This window comes from Companilactobacillus musae, assembly GCF_003967595.1.
GTDB classification, from domain to species: Bacteria; Bacillota; Bacilli; order Lactobacillales; family Lactobacillaceae; genus Companilactobacillus; species Companilactobacillus musae.
This window is the reverse complement of the sequence record NZ_BIFW01000009.1, coordinates 124,209-140,767: the sequence shown is the minus strand read 5'-3', so window position 1 is coordinate 140,767 and position 16,559 is coordinate 124,209. Positions and strand designations below refer to the sequence as shown.

The window sequence follows — 16,559 nt, the reverse complement described above, 5'->3', positions numbered from 1 at the left end:
TGAAATCACTCCTAAAACAATAACATAAATGACGTCAAATTTCTAGTTAATTCCATCAATCAAATCTTTTAACTTACGAGATATTTTAGCACGTTGACCCGCATTGACCATACAGATCAATCTGTCTCCCGCCTTGATCAAAGTATCGCCACGAGGTATAAGCTGACGTTCGCCACGATAAACTGCCACAACTAAAACTTCCTTAGGAAATGGAATATCACGAATGTATTTTCCATCAATTGAACTACCTTCATAAATTGGCACTTCCAAACGATCATTAAACTTGCTGACCCGATTTAAATAATCCGAGTTAAGATTCAACTTTTCTTTCAAAGCTTCATAAATTGGAGCTCCATTTAATAGATCAACGACGATATATGCTACTAATGACAATACAGCCAGCGGCATCAGATGTTTCAAAGAACCAACCATCTCAGTAACCAAAATAATTGCTGTAAAAGGAGCTTTACCAATACAGGCAAAGTAACCCGCCATAGCAAAAATAATTAAATTACTTTCAAAATAAATCGGTAATAATCCCATCTGATTCATTAAAACAGCATAGATAGCACCAATAATCGCTCCTAAATTTAAAATTGGTAGAAAAATTCCACCTGGTAAACCAGAACCATATGACAACATTGAAAAGACAAATCTCAATAAGAATAAGCCTAATAAGAAGAATAAGCCGCCTTTAAACTTATCCAAATTAACAATGACTTCATTCCCGCCACCAATAAACTGCGTATACATCATTCCCAAAGGAACGATCAATAATAACGGAATAATGCCGTGAATAAATCTAGGCAAACGAGTTTTGGAAAACAAAGTAGGCATTGATAACGTACAAATTTGATAGACGCGCCCCATCAAACCTAAGATTATTCCTAAAATTACTAAATGCCAATAATATTTCACTGGCAAACTATATTGATAAGGAACCTGTAAAACTGGCTGTAATCCAAAAACATATAAAGCCACCAAATTTGAACTAACAGCACTAGCCAAAGCTGTAATCCATACTAAAGGTGAAAAGTTATGGTAAACTTCCTCCAAAACAAACATTGCCCCGGCAATTGGAGCACTAAAAGCCGCAGATAATCCGGCTGCTGCGCCACTGGCAATTAAAACTCGTTGATTAACCCCACGATTATCATGTGTTAGATCGCCAACACCTTGACCAACAGCTGCTCCTAATTGTATAGATGGACCTTCACGACCAAGAAATAATCCTGGTCCAATACAAAGAATCCCACCAACAAATTTTCTCCACAAAATTGACCACCAATTAAGATGCATCTCGCCACCCAATTGTGCCTCAACTTGAGGAATACCCGATCCAGAAATATTGGGTTCTTTTTTAACTAATAAACCAACGAATATTGCAATAACGATCATCAAGCCTAATAACGACAAAACTAATAGAGGATTACTTCGTGCCGTAACGTAAAGACCTTGATAAAACTTTAGAGAGTGTGCAATAGACCAACGAAACATACTAACTAAAATTCCAGAAATTATTCCGACCAACACTCCCTCTAATGTCAGTCTTAACTTTTCATTATCTGTAACAGCTACTTTCATTATTCTCCCCTAAATCTTTAATTTTGGTACCTCATAAATTGATGGTGATGGTTGATAGAACCCAGCTTCAAGTAGCTCCATATCAGTTATAATTTGCTCATCAGTCACTAAACGTGGGGCATTATTTACTAACATGTTGTAAACCGAATCATAATACAATCCGTAATCACCTAATGGTGTTTTAATTTGTTTCTCAATCCAATCTCCATTGGAATTACGATACTTTGCCACACCATAATACATTGGACTATCTTCACCAAATCCTGATGTTTCTGGCATAATACCCGCTTTTAAATCGTTTTCTTGTTGATCGGCACCATACTTGATAAATGAACCGTTCATACCATGAATGATAAATCTTGGATATTCTTTAGCTACATCGGTACTGACCTTCACTTTAGCCTTCATCTGTGTGCCATAATGCATATCAACATCAAAGTAATTATCAACCGCATCAGGCACTTCAGTATTACGAATATCATAAACCATTTGATCAGGACGACCAAATAGAGCAACGATTCGATCCATTAGATGAATTCCTAAACCATAGAACTCCCCTTGTTCCTTAGTTCCTACTTTATTAACAGTATTAGGACGATAGTAATCAATATGGGATTCCACTTCAACAATATCTCCTAAAAATCCCTGATCAATTACTTGTTTAGCAGCTAAATAGTCCCCATCAAAACGACGATTTTGATATGGCATTACCAAAACATTATTATCTTTACCTAATTGAATCAATTCTTTAGCGTGTTCCAAAGTATCTACAAATGGTTTTTCAACAATAACTGATTTTTTAGCCTCAATAACTTGTTTAGCTAATTGATAATGCGTTATCGCTGGTGTACAAATGGTTACCAAATCTATTTCTGGATCATTTAAAATGTCAGCTAAATCATTAGTAAATTTAACACTATTTCGATATGGCTCTGCTAATTTATCATCAACAGGTTTCCGTGTATAAATAGTTTTTACTTGAAATTTATCTCTAATATTCAAATATGGTAAGTGGTAGCGATTGGCTGATTTACCAAACCCAATAAATGCAATTTTTAATGTCATCCTTAAAACTCCTTCACAATAGTGGATACTATTATTGTACAAAAAAAACAGCCCTAAGGCTGTTTTAATTAATCACATATTTGCAATTATTTGTTTAAGTTATAGAAACTCTTGATACCCTTGTATTCTGATTGGTCACCAAGTTGATCTTCAATTCTCATCAATTGGTTGTACTTAGCAATACGGTCTGTACGGCTCATTGAACCAGTCTTGATTTGACCTGCGTTTGTAGCAACAACAAGGTCAGCAATTGTAGTATCTTCTGTTTCACCTGAACGGTGAGAAACAACGGCTGTAAAGCCAGCTTCTTTAGCCATTTCGATAGCTTCGAATGTTTCTGTAAGTGTACCGATTTGGTTAAGCTTGATAAGGATTGAGTTTGAAACTCCCATTTCAATACCCTTCTTCAAGTAGTCTGTGTTTGTAACGAACAAGTCATCACCAACAAGTTGTACTTTCTTACCAAGTTTAGCAGTAACTTTTTGCCAGTCTTCCCATTCGTTTTCATCGATAGGATCTTCGATTGTAACAACTGGGTACTTGTCAACGATACCATCAAGCAAGTCGATAAATTCGTCTGTTGAAAGAACAGCACCGTTTTCGCCTTCACCCTTTAGTTCGTACTTGTGAGTGTCTTTGTTGTAGAATTCTGATGAAGCACAGTCAAAACCAATAGCAACGTCATCGCCAGGCTTGTAACCAGCTTTTTCAATAGCTTCAACCAAGATCTTGAATGGAGCTTCGTTGTTTTCAAGGTCAGGAGCGAAACCACCTTCATCACCAACGGCTGTGTTCAAACCACGGCCTTCAAGAACCTTCTTCAATGATTGGAAAGTTTCTGAACCCATACGTACGGCTTCACGCATTGATTTTGCACCAACAGGTACAATCATGAATTCTTGGAAGTCAACGTTGTTGTCAGCATGCTTACCACCATTGATAACGTTCATCATAGGTGTTGGCAATACGTGAGCATTAGGACCACCAAGGTATTCGTACAATGGAAGACCTAATTCGTCAGCAGCAGCACGAGCAGCAGCAAGTGAAACACCAAGAATAGCGTTAGCACCTAAAGTACCCTTGTTTGGTGTACCGTCAAGGTCGATCATAGCTTGGTCAATGGCACGTTGGTCAGTAACGTCCATGCCGATAACCTTTTTAGCAATCTTGTCGTTTACGTTAGCAACGGCTTTAAGAACACCCTTACCACCAAAACGTGATTTGTCGCCATCACGTAGTTCGACAGCTTCGTGTTCACCAGTTGAAGCACCTGATGGAACAAGTGCGCGGCCAAAGCCACCTAGTTCAGTATATAGTTCAACTTCAACAGTTGGGTTACCACGTGAATCAAGAACTTCACGGCCTAAAATATCAGTAATTACAGACATATTTTAAAAATCTCCTTTATGATTTTAATACAACACAATTTTAACCTTTTTGGCACTTAAAATAAATAACTTATATAAAACTAATTATTTATTGAAGTTAGCCAAAGCGATATATGATTCTGGATCCATTGATGCACCACCAACAAGTCCACCATCAATATCTTCTTTAGCCATCAATTCTTTAACATTAGCAGGTTTTACAGAACCACCGTAAAGGATACGTACTTTATCAGCAGTGTCAGCATCATACAAGCTAGCAATCTTTTCACGGATTACGTGAACCATTTCTTGTGCTTGATCAGCAGTAGCAGTCTTACCAGTACCGATAGCCCAGATTGGTTCGTAAGCGATAACTGATTTAGCTAAGTCAGCAGCAGAAATGCCTTTAACAGCATTTTCGATTTGACCAGTTACCCAGTCTTCAGCCTTGCCAGCTTCACGTTGTTCTAGAGTTTCACCACAGCAAATGATAGGTAGCATGTTGTTCTTCAAGATAGCAAGAGCTTTCTTGTTGATATCTTCATCAGTTTCACCGAAGTATTGTCTTCTTTCTGAGTGACCAATGATTACATAGTCGATGCCCATTTCGTCAAGTGCCTTTGGTGAAGTTTCACCAGTAAATGCACCAGCATCTTCAAAGTATGAGTTTTCAGCAGCTGTCTTCAATGGTGTACCTTCAGCACCTGCAACAAGTGTTGTAAGGTCAATGGCTGGAGCACCAATGATAGTTTCAACGCCAGATTCTGGCAACTTACCTTTGATACCGTCTAAAAATTCTTGGGTTTCTTTAGGATTTTTGTTCATCTTCCAGTTACCCGCAATAATAGGTGTACGCATAAAATTAATTCTCCTCTGAAAAATAATTATTTATTTGAAATTGAGTCGATACCTGGTAATACTTTACCTTCTAGATATTCTAGTGAGGCACCACCACCAGTTGAGATGTGTGTAAGCTTATCAGCAATACCAAGACTCTTAGCAGCAGCAGTTGAGTCACCACCACCAACGATAGTAATAGCATCAGTCAAGCTACCCATAGCACGTCCAACTTCAAGAGTACCTTCAGCAAACTTGCTCATTTCAAATGCACCCATTGGTCCATTCCATACAACAGTCTTTGCACCAGCTAATTTGTCTTGGAACAACTTAACTGTCTTAGGTCCGATATCAAGAGCCATTTCGTCATCAGGAATATCAACACCGTCAGTAGTTGTTGCGTCAGCATCATTTGAGAATTCTTTAGCAACAATGTGGTCTACAGGAAGAACAATCTTGTCGCCAGCTTTTTGAAGGAGGTCTTTAGCTAGTTCAACTTTGTCTTCTTCGAATAGTGACTTACCAATCTTGTGGCCTTGAGCAGCTAAGAATGTATAAGCCATACCACCACCGATTAAGATGTGGTCTGATTTTGGAATTAAGTTTTCAATAACACCGATCTTATCTGAAACCTTTGCACCACCAAGGATTGTTACGAATGGATGTACAGGATTGTCAACAGCGTTACCTAAGAACTTGATTTCCTTTTCCATTAAGAAACCAGCAGCAACGGGTTTGCCAGCAGCTTTCATAGCTGTTGAAATACCAACGTTTGAAGCATGACTTCTGTGGGCTGTACCGAAAGCATCGTTGATAAATACGTCACCAAGTGATGCCCAGTATTCGCCAAGTTTAGGATCGTTCTTGCTTTCACGTTTGCCGAAGTCGTTATCGATATCTTGGAAACGAGTATTTTCCATCAATAGGATTTGACCGTCTTTAAGATCATTGATAGCATCTTCAAGTTCTTTACCTTCGTTAGTTGGTACGAACTCTACAGGCATACCGCTTAATTCTTGAAGTTTAGCAGCAACTGGCTTCAATGACAAAGCTTTCTTGTCTTCATCACTCTTAATACGACCCAAGTGAGATAGCAAGATAACCTTTCCACCATGTTCTGAAACATATTTGATTGTTGGGATAGCACCAACGATACGGTTAGTATCGCCGACAACACCATCTTTAATAGGAACGTTGAAATCTACACGCATCAAGACTTTTTTGCCTTTTACGTCAACGTCAGAAACAATAAGTTTAGCCATTGTAAATAAATCCTCCAATATTTTCCTTAAAAAAAGGCGGAAGGAGTTTTCCTCCCTCCGCCAATTTAAATCACACTAAATTAGGTTTTCTTAATTAATCACCAAATTAGATTAAATAATTAGTCTAAGCTAGCAAATTTTTCAAGTGTACGAACCATTTGTGCAGTAAATCCTGATTCGTTATCGTACCATGCAACAGTCTTTACAACTTGGCCATCACCTGAACCAACGATTTGTGTTTGTGTTGGGTCAAAGATTGAACCGAATGATGTACCGATAACATCTGAAGATACGATTTCATCATCGTTGTAACCGAATGAAGGGTTGTTTTCTGTATACTTCTTGATTGCAGCATTTACTTCGTCAACTGTAACTTCTTTGTTAAGAGTTGCAACTAATTCTGTAACTGAACCTGTGATAACAGGTACACGTTGTGCATGTCCATCAAGCTTACCCTTCAATGCAGGAACAACTAGACCTAGGGCCTTAGCAGCACCAGTTGAATGAGGGATGATGTTTGCAGCAGCAGCACGTGCAGCACGAACATTACCTTTACGTTCTGGACCATCTTGAAGTTTTTGTGTAGCTGTGTAAGCATGGATAGTTGTCATTGTACCAGCTTTAATACCGAATTCTTCGTTTACGGCATTTGCTAGAGGTGCAAGACAGTTTGTTGTACATGAACCAGCTGAAGCAATCTTAACGTCGTTTGTTAGGATGTCATCGTTAACACCATAAACAACTGTAGGCATAGCACCTGATGGAGCTGAGATCAATACACGTTTTGCACCGGCATCGATATGAGCTTGTGCTTTTTCTTCTGATGTGTAGAAACCAGTACATTCAAGAACGATGTCAACACCGTCGTTAGCAACCCATTTAAGGTCTGCAGCGTTCATTTCAGCATATACAGGGATCTTCTTACCATCAACAACGATAGCTGCATCTTCAGCAGTGATCTTGTCAATTTCGAAGTTACCATGAGCAGTATCATACTTCAATAGGTGAGCAAGCATAGCAGGTGAAGTTAAATCGTTAATTGCAACAACTTCCAAATCTGTCTTGCCAGCTGCTTGAAGTGCAGCGATACGGCGGAATGCCAAACGACCGATACGGCCAAATCCATTAATACCAACTTTTGTAGTCATACAAAAATTCCTCCTTCAGGAAATCAAAAAAAATATTATTTTAAAGGGTTATCCCTTAAAATCAGTTTTGAGGCACCTTCATCTGTTATTAAAACAGTATGATGAGGTGCGTTTTTCATATATGACTGAATTGCCTTAGCCTTACTTTGACCACCAGCAATCGCAATCACATATTCTATTTTATCAAGGTCCCGGACATGAAGTCCAATCCTAGGTACCTTATATACAAGTTTACCACTTTGATCGAAGAAATCACCAAAAGCTTCGGAAACAGCCTGACCATCATCAATGATCTTTTGTTCCTCAGCTGAAAGATTTCGACGTTCAGCCATAATACTTGCGGTTCCAATACTGTGAATAACAACATTACTTCTATATATTAGTTCAAGAACCGATTTAATTGAAGCCTCTTTTTGCAAAGATTCAAAACTTTTTTCGCTTATGTCCTCTGGAAGGTACATAGCTCGGTACTGGCCTTGGGTTTTCAAAGCCATCTCTGCACAGACACTGTTTGCTTGAATCGTAACCGACTCACCCACACCACCTCGTGCTGGTAAAAACACCAACTGGCGATTTTTGGATAAATCAGGTGAAAGATTTCTTGCAACCTGTGCCAAGGTACTACCACCAGTAACAGAAATCATTGACTGCCCTGCTGGTAATATTGAACCTAAGAGTTGATTAAGCCTTCTACCAAATGAATCGACTACCCGATATTGCTTATCAGCATCACCTGGTAAAACGATACAACGACTAATTCCAAGCTTTTGACTCAATTGTTTTTCCAAAAGAGCTGTTCCTTGATAATCAGCCAATACATCGGTCAACCTGACTACTACGTCACTACCTGTTTTTGTCAAAGACATCCCAGATTTTGAAGAAATAATCAAGCCCTGCTTTCTCAATAAATCAGTTTCAGTCCTTAAACCACGCTCTGTGATTTTAAGATCATCAGCTAATACTCTGCGCCCGACTGGTTCCATTAATGAGATACTCTGAAGTATTTTAAATCGCTTTTCCAGAGTCTTAATGAAGTCTGGGGCAACTAAATCCAGCAATTCTAAATCTTCATTATTAGTCATTTGATATACTCCATGGGGCAATCATTGTCCCTGTATGTCTGTTTACGACCCATGTACTCAAAAAATAAAAGCCCGGATGAATCAATCTCATCTCTTAAGCACAACTGTAATTATAAACTCTCTTGTGAAAATATCAAGGGATAAGTCTACAAAAAGTGAAAATAATAATATTCTTTTGATGATTTACTTTTTATATAGGTGTGCGATAAAATAAGAGAGTACTTGCGCCGCTAGTGTAATGGATCGCACACAGGATTCCGGTTCCTGGAATGTGGGTTCGACTCCCACGTGGCGCATTTTTTGTTTCACAAACTTTCATCTTGAAGTGTTGAGTTATCAACATTTAACGTCTATTTCATATTTAGACAGGAATTATATTATACAAAAATAGAGTAATACTTCGTGTTTTACGGCGAAATATTACTCTATTTTTATTTTCTCAGACTACTATAAATGAAATGCCGTAACGTTTGATTAAATTGATTCGGAATTTCAGCCATAATATCATGTCCACAATTATCAAGAATTATCGAATTTAATTTTTTGTTAACTAAAAGTCGTTCTGGAAAATGATAATCAAAATATGGACTTTGCCTAGCAACTACGAAACTTACTGGTATTTGGCTAGAAATTAATGCTTTTCTCCAGTCCTTACCTATGTGATCGTACAATAATTCTAAATTTTTTTGTCGTTCGAAAGGATATTCATTTTTCACCCTATTTAAAGATAGAGCTACCTTACTATCCAATCCATGTAATGTTTCGTGAACTTTACTAGAATCGATAACTTTTTCTTTAAAATCATTAACCGTAATATCTTCAAATCCATAGGACCATGAAGAATTGTTGAGCATTTTAGGAGATTGATCTATTGCCATAACGGATTTTAAATTCTTATATCTACTTAAATAGGAGTAAACAATACTAGCACCCATAGAATGCCCCACCAGAATAGGATCTTTCAAATTCAAATAATCAATCAATTCGGCCAAATCCTTCGTCAATCGTTCAATTGTTAATCCAAGATTTGTTCTCTGTGACCGACCATGATTACGATGATCATATGTGATAACCCGACAATTCATATTTTTCAAATAGTCAACTTGTGCTTGCCAAATTTCTTGATAGCCGCCAAATCCTTCTATTAAAACAATTGATTGTCCCTGACCATAATCCTGATAATTAATCTCGATACCATCACTCGTTAAAAATTCCATTCATTTCTCCTCTGAAAATATCTCAGATATTCCATGGATCTCGCACTAATATTGGATCACCCAAGGTCTTCACCATAATAGTTGAAGTAGAGTTACTATATTCCTCAAGTGAAAAACCATTAGTTCCTTCAATAACTTGCAAATCGGCATGTACGCCATACTGATTTAATTCTTTTAACAAATCTTGGGCTTGTTTACGATTTATTGAATAACTTGGTTTCCAAATTAAATCCAAATCACTGGTTTCCTTAGCTGAATTAGTCTTTGTCGCTAATTCAAATCCGACGCTACCGCTGATTCCCCATTGATAATCTTTCAAGATATTAGCTATTGCTGGCAAAGCCTTAATTGCTGGTAGCTTTTTCCTATCTACTGAAACATTTTGCCAAGCTCGCTGTTGAACCAATTGATACGGCGTAATAATTTCTTTGACATTTTGTCGCAAAACCTCAACAGCTAAACGTTGTTCACGTTTAATACCACGGATTCCAACTGGAATTCTTGGTTCAACTATTTTGCTGCGACGTACAACAACCGTTAAAGAATTAGGAAAAATTTCTTGCGCCCATTGTGGAAGACTATCTACCAAAAGATCATCAGCCGAAGCTATTTTTAATAAGTCATGTGGCTCTATTTTGACCATTCTTCATCCACTAATTTTCTAACTGCCAAAGTAGCCTTTCGACCGCTAGCTTTAGCAATTGGTGTTTGATAACGGAAATGCAAAGTTGTATCGCCATCAAGACTAGTAATTGCTTCATTAATAAGTTGTTTGATTTTAACAACATTTTCATCAGTAGCTTCCCATGAACCAATGCCTTTGACTAATTTATATAAAGCACCCAATTTTTCATAATTATCAACATCATAAGCCATTGCTGGAACATGTTTCGTTGCTTCCTCTAGTTCAGCAATTGTACGTTGAGTAATTCTAGCGGCACTTGCTTTTGACATTGCTTGGATTGTAATTGAATCATCATCAAGAGCAATCATACGGTTGGATTGTAGACCATGAGCCAAAAATCCACCAGAAACGGCATCTCCAGGAATAAAGTCGATCACTGGATGTCCTGCTTGTCTGGCTTTAGCATATGCAGCAGCACTTGAACCAAGAGCCACGTGGATACCAATTAATTCTTCTTGATATCCATAAGCTTGACTAGGAACATCAACAACCAAAACAATTGGTCGTTTAACTGTCTTGTCCTTATCATCTGCCACAATCTTATTAACAATACTTGCCACAGCAAATCCCTCTTGTAGGCCTACTTCACCTTCTCGAACTCGAGGAAACTTGTTATCACTGTCAGGTACGATAGCAATATATTCTTTGCCATCCTTTTGAGCATGCAAAACTGTTGAAATAGAACTAGTAGCATTTTCAATACCAGTCAATTTTTCAAACCAAAGACGTCCACGGCTCTTTGTACCTTCCTTATTACCGGCTGTGGCTGCTGGAACTTCATGTTTAGTAGCTACAACACTTTGATATAACTTGTTATATGAATCAATATCCAACTTTTTACTTAAATCTAACTTATTTAAAAGGCTTAAATAAAAATCGACATTTTCAGTTCGATGGGCATCTTTCTTAGTTTTGATTTCATTTACAATAGCATCTTTAATACTATCGACCGTATCATCGACCACTTCATCTACTAAACCAGTCTTTGATCTCTGTTTAGTACCTAAAGTATCCCAGATCAAATCTTTATCACTGGAATCAAATTCACGTACGCCAGCTTCTTGTTCGATAACTTCCGGACCATTCAAGGCAATTCTAGCTTTATTGGTAGCAATCAAATATGAAAGAATTGATGCTGTAATCGACATTCCACCAAATGAACCGACACGACCAGGAACTAATCCAATAACTGGTACATATTTCTTCAAAGCTATTACAACATTTTGAATTTCTGAAATCGACAATAAACCATAATTAGCTTCTTGAAGACGTACTCCACCAGTATCAAGCACAATTATTGGATAAATAGTATTGCCTTGTTTATTTTCTTCAAGAACTTTTTCCAATGCGGCTACGATTTTAGCACCACTAACTTCACCAATCCCACCGCCTTGGAATTTACCTTCAATTGAAACGACTAAAACATTATTTCCATTAATCATTCCTCGCATCAAAACAATTCCATCATCACTTTCAGGAACAATGTTTTGTGGCTCCAAATGTGGAGAAATCATGTTATCAAGTGGTCCAACTATCTCTCTAGCTGTTTTGGCATCTAACAATGAAAGTGCTCTTTCACGAGCATGTAATTCAACAAAACTATTTTTCATCTTTTAACTCCTCCAATGCTTGTGTCAAACGAAGATTAACAACACCAGGTGTTGAGCCAAAATCATTGATTTCAATATCGGCTTGAATTGGATATCTATCAAAGAAACGTTGTAAAACATTTCCCCAAACTTCTTTAAATCCATCACTACCAGTAACGATATTAACTTCTGTTTCTTTATCTGTTGGTCTAAAAATAACTTCAAGATCACCAGATGCAACAACACCAACATGTACAGGCTTTGAAATTGCATCCTTTGTATCAAAGTTAAAATGTAATTTTTCCATATTTATCTCCATTTCTACAAATGTTTTAAAAAATAACTAGCGGCAAATAAATCAGCACAACCACCCGGAGAAATATTGTATTTCTCAGTAAACTCTTCTAATTTTTTAAAATCGGGATTATCTAAAATATCACTTGATGTCTGAACGATTTTTTCAGACAAAGTTTGAAACTCCAACAAAACTTTCAAATTACTGCGATAAACGATATTGGTATCATCAACATTACTATAAAGAATTAACAATCTTCTCATCCATGTATCAGAATCATCTTGATCTGATCGAAAGGACAAAGCCTTAGTCAAATTGGGAAAGCCATTTTGAGCTTCTCCCTTAGCACCAGTCAAAGAATATTTTTGTTCCGTCACCATCCCGTGAGTTTTCTCGGTCAAAATAACGTTCTTATCTGGCAAACGAGCTAATCTTTTGGCAGCCATTAAAATTTCTTCAATATCAGATGTTTCTTGACTACTTATAGCACTGATCAACAACCCTAAACTCCAAATAGCACCTTTATGAGTATTGATACCATCAGTAGCCTCGAACATATCTTTTTCTGCAATTCGACCGATACGACCAATCTCTTCTCGCAATTCAAGATCTAATGGGTGTTGATAAGACTTCATGGCAATTTCAGTAAAACTGTTCAGTAAACTATCAGCAGATTTAAAAAATAATCCAATATCCATATCGGTATGTGAACCATTGGAAATTGCATCAACTAATCCAGGTTTAGGAGTAAAGGAAACTTCCCATTTTAGGGCATCGACAGCTGCCTGCGCTAATTGTAAAAATCTTGTTTCTATCATTAACTATGACCAACTTCTGAATTTTGCAGGTGGATTATAAAGTCCATCTGACCATCTAACCAAGTCATCCATATTTTGAGCTGCAAGAAGGGATCTCTTAGCTTCACTACGATGAACTCCTAGATCTTCTGGTAAGGCAACAATTCCACGAGCACGTAAATCTGCCAATTGTTTAGGATTGCTTCTTAAACCTACTGGTGTAACACCGGCAATTGCTTCAATAGCAGCTTGTCTTTCGGCCATACTGTCGGTCTTATAAAGATATGCAATTCCTTCTTCGGTAACGATATGGGTCGTATCTTCGCTATAAATCATAATTGGAACGTTAGCTAACTTAGCTTCTTTTTGAACTTCTTCAGCATCCAAATGATCAACAAAAACTGGTTTCTTATTAGAGCCGAAAGTTTCAACCATTTGTACAACTAGTTTTTGACCTTTGCCCAATGGATCATCATCAGGACGTAAACTTTGCCAAGCTGGTGTTGAATGACGACGACCATGAGGATTGCTTCCCATATTAGGAGCACCACCGAATCCAGATAAACGACCATTAGTAACGGTTGAAGAATTACCATATTTATCAATTTGTAATGTCGAACCGACAAACATATCCAAAGCATATTGACCTGCCATTTGTCCAAATGCACGGTTAGAACGCATTGTTCCATCTTTTCCAACAAAGAAAATATCTGGACGATGAGCAATATAATCTTCCATACCAACTTCTCCACCGAAACTGTGGATAGTTTTGACCCAACCGCTCTCAATAGCAGGAATCAAAGTTGGTGTAGGATTAACTTCCCAATTAGGAACAATCTTACCTTTCAAACCTAATTGTTCTCCATAAGTTGGTAATAATAGTTCGATTGCAGCTGTATTAAAACCAACACCATGGTTAACAGTTTGAACATTATGTTTCTCATAGATACCACGAATTGCCATCATACCCATCAAGATTTGTAATTCTGTAACATTTTGGGGATCACGTGTAAACAATGGTTCCAATTGATATGGTTCATCTGCAGGAATAACAATATCTACCCAATCACCTGGGATATCCACTCGAGGAACTTTATCAACCACTTCATTGGCCTGAACAATAACGATTCCATCTTTAAAAGCGGCTGATTCAACGATAACAGGCGTTTCTTCAGTATTAGCCCCTGTGTATAGATTTCCATCATGATCAACCTTATCAGCTGCCACTAAGACAACATTAGGAATCAAATCAACATACAAACGAGCATAGAGTTCAAGATATGTATGAATATCTCCGACTTCCATCGTACCGTCCGCAATCATCTGTGAAATTCTTGTACTTTGTGGACCCGCAAATGAAAAGTCCATTTTCTTAGCAATACCTGTTTCAAAGATATCTAAATGTTCAGGACGAGAAACACTGGACATTATCATATGTAAATCATGAACTTTTTCTGGATCAACGGAAGCCAAGGTTTCAGAAAGAAAACTAGCTTGTTTTTGATTGTCCCCTTCCAAAACAACTTTATCGCCTGGTTCAATTACATCTTCTAATAATTCTTTAGCATTTTCTGTTTTAACGAACTTACCATCTAATAACGATGCAACGCTTTCCATTTTGGCAGCCTTAGCATCACGATTTTGAGTCCAACTTCTTTTAGCCATCAATTATCCTCTTTTCCATTTTTCTAACAAAAATTGAATATCATCAAGATTCATACTATTCATGGTGATCGTTCTAAAATCTGGGAATTTACTTTTGATCAATTTGGTAAAGGTCTGCCCCGGATTCATTTCTAATAACGTATCAACACCTAATTCTTCGGCAACATCCATCATCGTATCCCAATAAACAGGATGTACTAGATTGTTGATCATGTCGTATTTAACTCCTGAAACTTGTCTAACTGCATGACCGTTATAATTTGCCAAATAAATGCATTGGGAATCATTCAACGAAATCTTTGCCAATTCTTTTTCCAAAACATCAGCAACTGATTGCATCAAAGGAGAGTGTGAAGGGACAGGAACTTTTAAGAGTACTGTCTTTTGAGCATGCTTAGTCTTAGCTAAAGTTAAAACTCTTTTGATACCAGTAATTGATCCCGAAACAACTGTTTGTAATTCTGAATTCTGGTTTGACGTGAAAACCGGTTCAATATCACTATTAACTTGATTAACTAATTGTGAAACTTCTTTTCTAGTCAAACCAACGATTGCACCCATCCCATAGCCAATCGGATAAGATTCTTGCATCTTTTGCGAACGAACATAGACAATCCTTATTGCATCTTTTTCGCTGATTACCCCAGCAGCCACTGCCGCCGCAAAAATCCCTAAGGAATGTCCTGCAACAACATCTGGAACTTGTTGAATTTTTTTCAATTGACGAATATTAAACAATTGCAGGATCAAAATACTTAACTGAATTTGAATTGAGTTTTGGTAAGCTTGATCATCATCACGTAATTCAATTCCTGTTAAATCTTTAACTATTTTCAACATTTCTACCGGCACTTCATTTAACATGCCACTTCTCTGGCCACCTTGACCGGGAAAAATCCATAAATTCTTAATAGTTATCCACCCTCAACTTTTCCTTTTTATTGATCTCACAAGTTCAGTATAGGAAACGATTGATAACATGTATAATATATATAAAGCATGATACTTAACCATTTGGTTATATGAGGTGGAAATTTTGAACATCAATCAATTAAAATATTTTGTCGTAGTGGCTAATCAAGAAAGTATTACTAAAGCCTCCAATATTCTCTATGTTTCTCAACCAGCTGTTAGCAAAACCATTAAACAGCTAGAAGATGAACTAAATACTAAATTGTTTGACCGTACCGGTAGAACATTAAAATTAAATCGTTCAGGAAAACTCTTCTATAGTTACGTTAACGATAGTCTTGAAGAATTAGATCGCGGTATCAATGCTGTCAAAGGAGGGCCTGATCAAGCTGAACATCCCATTTCACTTTTAATGGAAGTTGCTTCGCCGTTCATTCCAGCAATCGTCTCAACCTTCAAGCAAAAATTTCCAAATGTTCGATTGAATATTGCCCAACACAATGTTCGAGAAACGGACTTTAAACAATTCGATTTCATCGTTACTACAAAACCACTTCAGGGTCTAAACAATGTACCGGTCTTAAAGGAAGAAATCTTTGTCGGCTGGAATATCAACTACGGTTATAGCAAACAATTTATTCGTCCCAGTGAATTAAAAGGTGAAAAGTTAATTGGTCTTTCAAAAAATAATCCTTTGAGATTAACGATCGACAACTATTTCAATAAACGAGATATTACATTAGATTACATGTATGAGGCTGACGATCCTGCTACCGTTAGAGGCTTGATTGAAGCCGGAATTGGCTTGAGCTTTATTCCCTCTGTTACCTGGCAAACAATTCAACCAAGAGTCCAATTAGCACGTCTTACTCCCGATCCATTGCAAAGAACTATCTACCTTAGTTCACCTCACAAAGATATCAATGGTATTAAGCGCGAAATAAGTAATGAACTAGTCATGCTCTTTTTAGATTTTCAAAAATTTGAATTAAAAATATAGTTGCTTTTTATTCAAGATGATATTATATTGACGTTAAGCGTTTCCTTTTGTTGA

At 37.2% G+C, this 16,559-nt stretch carries 15 protein-coding genes and 1 tRNA gene; 2 read left to right on the top strand and 14 right to left on the bottom strand.

The genetic code is table 11. The features are described 5' to 3' along the window. Window positions 1–42: 42 nt before the first annotated feature. The 7 genes from LAB100_RS10180 to LAB100_RS10150 all read right to left on the bottom strand — a co-directional run bounded on the left by LAB100_RS10180 (window position 43) and on the right by LAB100_RS10150 (window position 8,345). Window positions 43–1,584, bottom strand: coding sequence for a ClC family H(+)/Cl(-) exchange transporter (locus LAB100_RS10180; RefSeq protein WP_119327421.1), 1,542 nt, complete (start codon window positions 1,582–1,584; stop codon window positions 43–45). Between the two features lie 9 nt (window positions 1,585–1,593). Next, window positions 1,594–2,649 (bottom strand): oxidoreductase, encoded by a 1,056-nt coding sequence (locus LAB100_RS10175; RefSeq protein ID WP_119327420.1) that lies wholly within the window; start codon window positions 2,647–2,649, stop codon window positions 1,594–1,596. An 86-nt stretch (window positions 2,650–2,735) separates the two neighbouring features. After that, window positions 2,736–4,037, bottom strand: coding sequence for a phosphopyruvate hydratase (gene eno / locus LAB100_RS10170; protein WP_119327419.1), 1,302 nt, complete (start codon window positions 4,035–4,037; stop codon window positions 2,736–2,738). Window positions 4,038–4,121: 84 nt separating this feature from the next. After that, on the bottom strand, window positions 4,122–4,874 hold the full coding sequence (tpiA, locus tag LAB100_RS10165; protein ID WP_025085074.1) for a triose-phosphate isomerase: 753 nt from the start codon (window positions 4,872–4,874) through the stop codon (window positions 4,122–4,124). A 26-nt stretch (window positions 4,875–4,900) separates the two neighbouring features. After that, the gene (locus LAB100_RS10160) at window positions 4,901–6,115 is read right to left on the bottom strand and encodes a phosphoglycerate kinase (RefSeq protein ID WP_119327418.1); all 1,215 of its coding nucleotides are present in this window, start codon (window positions 6,113–6,115) and stop codon (window positions 4,901–4,903) included. 119 nt (window positions 6,116–6,234) lie between these two features. Beyond that, window positions 6,235–7,263 (bottom strand): type I glyceraldehyde-3-phosphate dehydrogenase, encoded by a 1,029-nt coding sequence (gene gap, locus LAB100_RS10155; RefSeq protein ID WP_119327417.1) that lies wholly within the window; start codon window positions 7,261–7,263, stop codon window positions 6,235–6,237. A gap of 35 nt (window positions 7,264–7,298) precedes the next feature. Next, on the bottom strand, window positions 7,299–8,345 hold the full coding sequence (locus LAB100_RS10150; RefSeq protein ID WP_119327416.1) for a sugar-binding transcriptional regulator: 1,047 nt from the start codon (window positions 8,343–8,345) through the stop codon (window positions 7,299–7,301). 224 nt (window positions 8,346–8,569) lie between these two features. Here LAB100_RS10150 and LAB100_RS10145 point away from each other — a divergent pair. Then, window positions 8,570–8,641: transfer RNA gene (locus tag LAB100_RS10145), tRNA-Arg, on the top strand. Between the two features lie 135 nt (window positions 8,642–8,776). Here the strand turns inward: LAB100_RS10145 and LAB100_RS10140 are convergent. The 7 genes from LAB100_RS10140 to LAB100_RS10110 are packed head-to-tail and all read right to left on the bottom strand — an operon-like array spanning window position 8,777 to window position 15,490. Next, complete coding sequence (locus LAB100_RS10140) at window positions 8,777–9,562, bottom strand: alpha/beta fold hydrolase (protein ID WP_119327415.1); 786 nt, start codon at window positions 9,560–9,562, stop codon at window positions 8,777–8,779. 22 nt (window positions 9,563–9,584) lie between these two features. Beyond that, window positions 9,585–10,205: a malonate decarboxylase holo-ACP synthase gene (locus LAB100_RS10135; RefSeq protein ID WP_119327414.1), complete on the bottom strand. Its 621-nt coding sequence runs from the start codon at window positions 10,203–10,205 to the stop codon at window positions 9,585–9,587. Next, on the bottom strand, window positions 10,193–11,857 hold the full coding sequence (gene mdcD / locus LAB100_RS10130; protein ID WP_119327413.1) for a biotin-independent malonate decarboxylase subunit beta: 1,665 nt from the start codon (window positions 11,855–11,857) through the stop codon (window positions 10,193–10,195). Before mdcD ends, LAB100_RS10135 begins: the two co-directional genes overlap by 13 nt. After that, the gene (gene mdcC / locus LAB100_RS10125) at window positions 11,847–12,143 is read right to left on the bottom strand and encodes a malonate decarboxylase acyl carrier protein (RefSeq protein ID WP_119327412.1); all 297 of its coding nucleotides are present in this window, start codon (window positions 12,141–12,143) and stop codon (window positions 11,847–11,849) included. Before mdcC ends, mdcD begins: the two co-directional genes overlap by 11 nt. Before the next feature lie 14 nt (window positions 12,144–12,157). Next, window positions 12,158–12,949: a triphosphoribosyl-dephospho-CoA synthase gene (locus tag LAB100_RS10120; RefSeq protein WP_119327411.1), complete on the bottom strand. Its 792-nt coding sequence runs from the start codon at window positions 12,947–12,949 to the stop codon at window positions 12,158–12,160. A gap of 3 nt (window positions 12,950–12,952) precedes the next feature. Further along, window positions 12,953–14,593: a malonate decarboxylase subunit alpha gene (gene mdcA, locus LAB100_RS10115; protein ID WP_119327410.1), complete on the bottom strand. Its 1,641-nt coding sequence runs from the start codon at window positions 14,591–14,593 to the stop codon at window positions 12,953–12,955. Between the two features lie 3 nt (window positions 14,594–14,596). After that, window positions 14,597–15,490, bottom strand: coding sequence for an ACP S-malonyltransferase (locus tag LAB100_RS10110; protein WP_346202394.1), 894 nt, complete (start codon window positions 15,488–15,490; stop codon window positions 14,597–14,599). Window positions 15,491–15,629: 139 nt separating this feature from the next. Between LAB100_RS10110 and LAB100_RS10105 the strand changes: the two genes are divergently transcribed. Further along, the gene (locus LAB100_RS10105) at window positions 15,630–16,505 is read left to right on the top strand and encodes a LysR family transcriptional regulator (RefSeq protein WP_126322039.1); all 876 of its coding nucleotides are present in this window, start codon (window positions 15,630–15,632) and stop codon (window positions 16,503–16,505) included. Window positions 16,506–16,559: the final 54 nt, after the last annotated feature.